The following is a 4,911-nucleotide window of genomic DNA, read 5'->3' on the forward strand; positions in this document are numbered from 1 at the left end:
CCTCGGGTGAGAAGACCACGCCCGGGAGCTTGCTGCGAGGCTCCGATGGCCAGCGGCGCGCATCGCCGGTGGCGCCGATCGAAGAAGCTGTTGAGCCGTGATACGAACGATAGCGGCCGATGATCTTGGTCTTGCCCGTATACATGCGGGCGATCTTGAAGGCGGCCTCATTCGCATCGGTGCCTGAGGTGCAGAAGAAGAACTTCGTCAGCCCTCTGGGCAGCACTTCCAGCAGTAACTGGCTCAATTCGGCGCGTGCGGTGGTAGTGTAGGAAGGCTGGATGTATGCCAGCTCTGCGGCTTGTTGCTGGATCGACTGAATGACGGCCTGGTTGTTGTACCCGAGGTTCACGCACATCAACTGCGCGGAGAAGTCGAGGTATCGCTTTCCGTTGGCATCGGTAAACCAGCAGCCGTCGCCGCTGACTACGTGCAGCGGGTTCCATTGCTTGCCACGGCGCCAGGTGCCGAAGTTGTGTTGCTTAGTGATGTCGACGACCTGCTGCGAGCTGAGTGTTTCGGCCATAGTGCTGCACCCCTGCGATTGGAGATAGCAGTATAGGGCATGGTGGTTTTCATGGAGGCTTATCAGGGTGGTTGAGGTGGAGTGATATGTGGGAACCGGGAAGACATGGGTTGAGAAGCAGATTTCTCCGTTCCCTTCGGTCACTACGAAATGACAAACAAAAAGGCGGTTCGCGCGTCGCGCGAATGCCCAGGTCCCCGAGGGACCCGGGGCACCCCGTGTATGGGTCAATAAAAACCCCACAGCTTTGCGTGCAACAATCGAAGCTGTCATGTCACATCCGATTACGATTCGTACCCGTCGCCTTCACCCTGAAGCTCGTCTGCCGCGCTATGCGCATGATGGTCCGTGGGGCGATCTCGCCGCTGATCTTTATGCCGCTGAGGCAACGACACTCACGCCGGGACAGACGGCTCTGGTGCCTACGGGGTTGGCCATGGAGTTCCCTGATAACTATGGCGCGTTGGTGCAGGACCGTTCAGGCCTGGCCGTGAAAGGTGTCACCACGCTGGCCGGTGTCATCGATCCTGGCTATCGCGGCGAGATCAAAGTAGTGATCACCAACCTGTCGCAGCAGCCGGTCACGCTGGCTGTTGGTGATCGCGTGGCACAGCTTCGCATTGTGCAGCGGCTGACGGCTCACTTTGAGGAGTCTGAAGTCATCGCTGAGGCCCCGCGTGGAGCGGGCGGGTTTGGGTCTACTGGAGCGTAGCTCTTTTGTTTGATATCCCACCCATCACGTTGCGATGGATGGGGCACCCAGCGTGTCGTAAACCCTTCAAATAGTGGTAAATCCACGGGTGCACTGTTCCCGGTGCAGTGGTGGAGCACTGTAACCGGGCAGCAACGTGCGACAATCAAGGTAGCCAAGCTATGCCTAACGAAACGCAAGCCCAGGCCACCCTCGTTCCCACTCCGGCTCGCATTACCCCCGAGCTGCTCAAACTGCACAGCATTACTGCCGACGAATATGCTCGTATTGAGCAGGCGCTCGGCCGTACTCCGTCGCTGACGGAGCTGGGCATCTATTCGGTGATGTGGAGTGAGCACTGCTCCTATAAGTCTTCGCGCGTCCATCTGAAGCGCCTTCCCACGAAGAGCGAGCTGGTCGTCCAGGGTCCTGGCGAGAACGCCGGCATCATCGACGTCGGCGACGGCTGGGCCTGCGCCTTTAAGATCGAGAGCCACAATCACCCCAGCTACATCGAGCCCTACCAGGGCGCGGCGACGGGCGTTGGCGGCATTCTGCGCGACATCTTCACCATGGGTGCGCGTCCGCTGGCCGTGATGGACTCGCTCCGCTTCGGTCCGCTGGACGACACAGCGCTGCCCAAAGAGATCACGCACAAGAACCACGCCGTGGTTGAGGGCGTGGTCCACGGTATTGCCGGTTACGGCAACTGCTTTGGCGTGCCCAACCTGGGCGGCGAGACTCGGTTTGAGCCCTGTTACAGCGGCAATCCGCTGGTGAATGCCTTTGCGCTGGGTCTGGTGAAGCGCGATGAGATCTTCTATGCCAAGGCCACCGGTATTGGAAATCCGGTGATCTATGTCGGCGCCAAGACCGGCCGCGACGGTATCCACGGCGCGACCATGGCCAGCGAAGAGTTCAAGGAAGGCTCTGAGCAGAAGCGCCCCAATGTGCAGATGGGCGATCCGTTTATGGAGAAGCTGCTGCTCGAGGCCTGCCTTGAGGTCATGCAGATTCCCGGCGCGGTCGCCGGTATTCAGGACATGGGTGCTGCGGGCCTGACCTGCTCCACCTGCGAGATGGGCGCCCGTGGCGGCGTCGGCCTCGAAGTTGAGCTCGATAACGTGCCCCAGCGCGAGACCGGCATGAACAGCTACGAGATCATGCTGTCGGAGTCGCAGGAGCGCATGCTGCTGGTGGCCAACGAGGGCCGCGAGCAGGAGGTCCTGGACGTCTTCGCCAAGTGGGGCCTGGATGCCCGCATTGTCGGTAAGGTGATTGCCCAGAACCGGATGCGCATCTTCCATCACGGCGAGCTGGTGGCCGATCTCTCCAATGAATCGCTGACGGACGATGCTCCGCTCTACCACCGCCCGGTGGGCACGTGGGCGGCTCCGGTGGCCAAGGAAGCTCCGGCGGGTGTGCTGGATAAGGCGGTGGACCATACCGCTGCGCTGACCAAGCTGCTGGCGGCTTCCAACATCTGCGACAAGCGCTGGGTCTTCGAGCAGTACGACTCCATGGTGCAGACCAACACCGTGCAGGGCCCCGGCAATGAGGCTGGAGTGATGCGCATCAAGGGCACCAGCCGCGCGCTTTCGATGGCGCTGGCCGGCAACGGCCGCTGGTGTTATCTCGATCCGCTGACCGGCGCGAAGCATGCGGTCGCCGAAGCAGCACGTAAGGTCGCCTGCACCGGCGCGAAGCCCGTTGCTGCCACCAACTGTCTGAACTTCGGCAATCCGGAGAAGCCCGAGATCATGGCGCAACTCTCCGCAGCCATCGACGGAATCTCCGAGTCATGCACCGCGCTCGGCACACCGGTGACCGGCGGCAATGTCTCGCTGTATAACGAGACCCGCGGCGTGGGTATCTATCCGACTCCGGTGCTGGGTATCGTGGGCATTCTGGATGACGTCACCAAGGCGACCCCGGCGCACTTCAGCCAGGCCGGCGACGTGATTGTGCTGATCTCGCCGAACACCGCCAAACCGTCTAACTGGCAGGCGGAGTTTGGTTCGAGCGAATTCGCCAAGACGGTTCTGGGCCAGCTGTGGGGTGTTCCCCCGGCGATCGACCTCGCCAAGGAAGCGGAGCTRCATCAGATGCTGCAGCTTCTGGCGCGGCGGAACTTCATCACCTCGGCCTCCGATATCTCGGACGGCGGCCTGGCGGTTGCGCTGGCGAAGGCTACGTTCCGCTTGGGACTGGGCGCCGAAGTGAAGATCGATACCGAGCTTGGCGGGTTGCAAACCCTTTTCAGCGAACCGGCGAGCACCGTTCTGGTGACCTGTTCGCATAAATCCGTAGAAGCCCTGGTGGGCACGATCGAGAAGGATGGTACATTGATGGCGCAGCCGATCGGCACAGTGACAGCGGATGGTACGCTGTCGGTCACGGTAGGCAGTGAGAACGTGATCCGCGCGGCTGTTGGTGAGTTGAAGCAAGTCTGGTCCCAGGCTCTTGAATCACGCCTGGCGACGGAGGTGCTGGCTTAATGAATCACGTGCAGCCGGACGAGATCGAAGTCGACGCCACTCCCTTTGACAAGCTGCGCGAAGAGTGCGGCGTGATGGCGGTGTACGGCCACCCTGAGGCCGCCCGTATGACCTACTGGGGCCTGTACTCGCTGCAGCATCGCGGGCAGGAGTCCGGTGGTATCGCCACCTCGAACGGCGAAGACATCATCGACGTCAAAGGCATGGGCCTGGTCYCGGAGATCTTCACCGACGACGTTCTGCAGAAGCTTCCCGGGCAGATGGCGATTGGCCACACCCGCTACTCCACCACCGGCGACTCGGCGCTGCTGAACGCGCAGCCGATCCGTGTGGAGTCCACCAAGGGCCTGATCGCGATTGCTCACAATGGCAACCTGGTGAACCTGGGCACCGCCAAGGAGCGCCTGGAGCGCGACGGCGCAGTCTTCCAGACCACCAGCGACACCGAGATCATCGTGCAGTTGATCGCGCACTCCGCCGAGACGACGCTGGTGGACTGCATCGCCGACTCGCTCTCACAGGTCGATGGCGCTTTCTCCATCGTGATGATGACGCGCAACCGCATCTTCGCCGCGCGCGATCCTCGCGGCTTCCGTCCGCTGTGCATGGGCCGCATCCCCGGCGTCGACGGCAAGCCTGATACTTTTGTCTTCGCTTCGGAGACCTGTGCTCTCGACCTGCTGCATGCCAAGTACGAGCGCGATGTGCAGCCGGGCGAGCTGGTGATGGTTTCAGAAGATGGCGTGACCTCGCGCTACTTCAATACGACGACCAAGCAGGCAAGCTGCATCTTCGAGCATGTGTACTTCGCGCGGCCTGACTCCAAGGTCTTTGGCCGCTGGGTGCAGAAGAGCCGTGAAGAGATGGGCCGTCAGCTCGCGCGCGAGTCGGCGGTGGAAGCCGACCTGGTTGTTCCGGTACCGGACTCCGGTGTGACCGCAGCTATTGGCTACTCGGCTCAGTCGGGCATTCCGTTCAACTTCGGTCTAATCCGCAACCACTACGTGGGCCGTACCTTCATTGAGCCGACGCAGCGGGTCCGCGACTTCGGCGTGCGTATGAAGCTGAATCCGTCGCGTGCATTGTTGGAAGGCAAGCGCATCATCCTGATCGATGACTCCATCATTCGCGGAACGACGAGCCGTAAGATCGTCCGCATGTGCCGCGCCGCCGGAGCCAAAGAGGTGCACATGCGC

Annotated in this window: 4 protein-coding genes; 3 read left to right on the forward strand and 1 reads right to left on the reverse strand. The window is 61.6% G+C overall.

The window, feature by feature from the left end; all coding sequences use genetic code 11:
* Positions 1-526, reverse strand: a 526-nt coding sequence (locus tag AB4043_RS14550) for an aminotransferase class III-fold pyridoxal phosphate-dependent enzyme (protein WP_442307361.1), incomplete at its 3' end; no start/stop codon positions are given.
* Between the two features lie 271 nt (positions 527-797).
* On the opposite strand from AB4043_RS14550, the gene dut reads away from it, so the two are divergent.
* The 3 genes from dut to purF form a co-directional block, all read left to right on the forward strand.
* Positions 798-1,238, forward strand: a complete 441-nt coding sequence (dut, locus tag AB4043_RS14555; RefSeq protein ID WP_147646323.1) for a dUTP diphosphatase — start codon at positions 798-800, stop codon at positions 1,236-1,238.
* Positions 1,239-1,399: 161 nt separating this feature from the next.
* Positions 1,400-3,715, forward strand: coding sequence for a phosphoribosylformylglycinamidine synthase subunit PurL (purL, locus tag AB4043_RS14560; RefSeq protein WP_442303397.1), 2,316 nt, complete (start codon positions 1,400-1,402; stop codon positions 3,713-3,715).
* A partial coding sequence (gene purF / locus AB4043_RS14565; RefSeq protein ID WP_442307362.1) for an amidophosphoribosyltransferase occupies positions 3,715-4,911 on the forward strand: 1,197 nt, incomplete at its 3' end. The genes purL and purF, both read left to right, overlap by 1 nt.

It is taken from the genome of Terriglobus sp. YAF25, from assembly GCF_052113305.1.
Classification (GTDB): domain Bacteria; phylum Acidobacteriota; class Terriglobia; order Terriglobales; family Acidobacteriaceae; genus Terriglobus.

Excerpts from the sequence above, each read along its gene's own strand:
- dut (WP_147646323.1), top strand. The coding sequence starts at position 798 with ATGTCACATCCGATTACGATTCGTACCCGTCGCCTTCACCCTGAAGCT.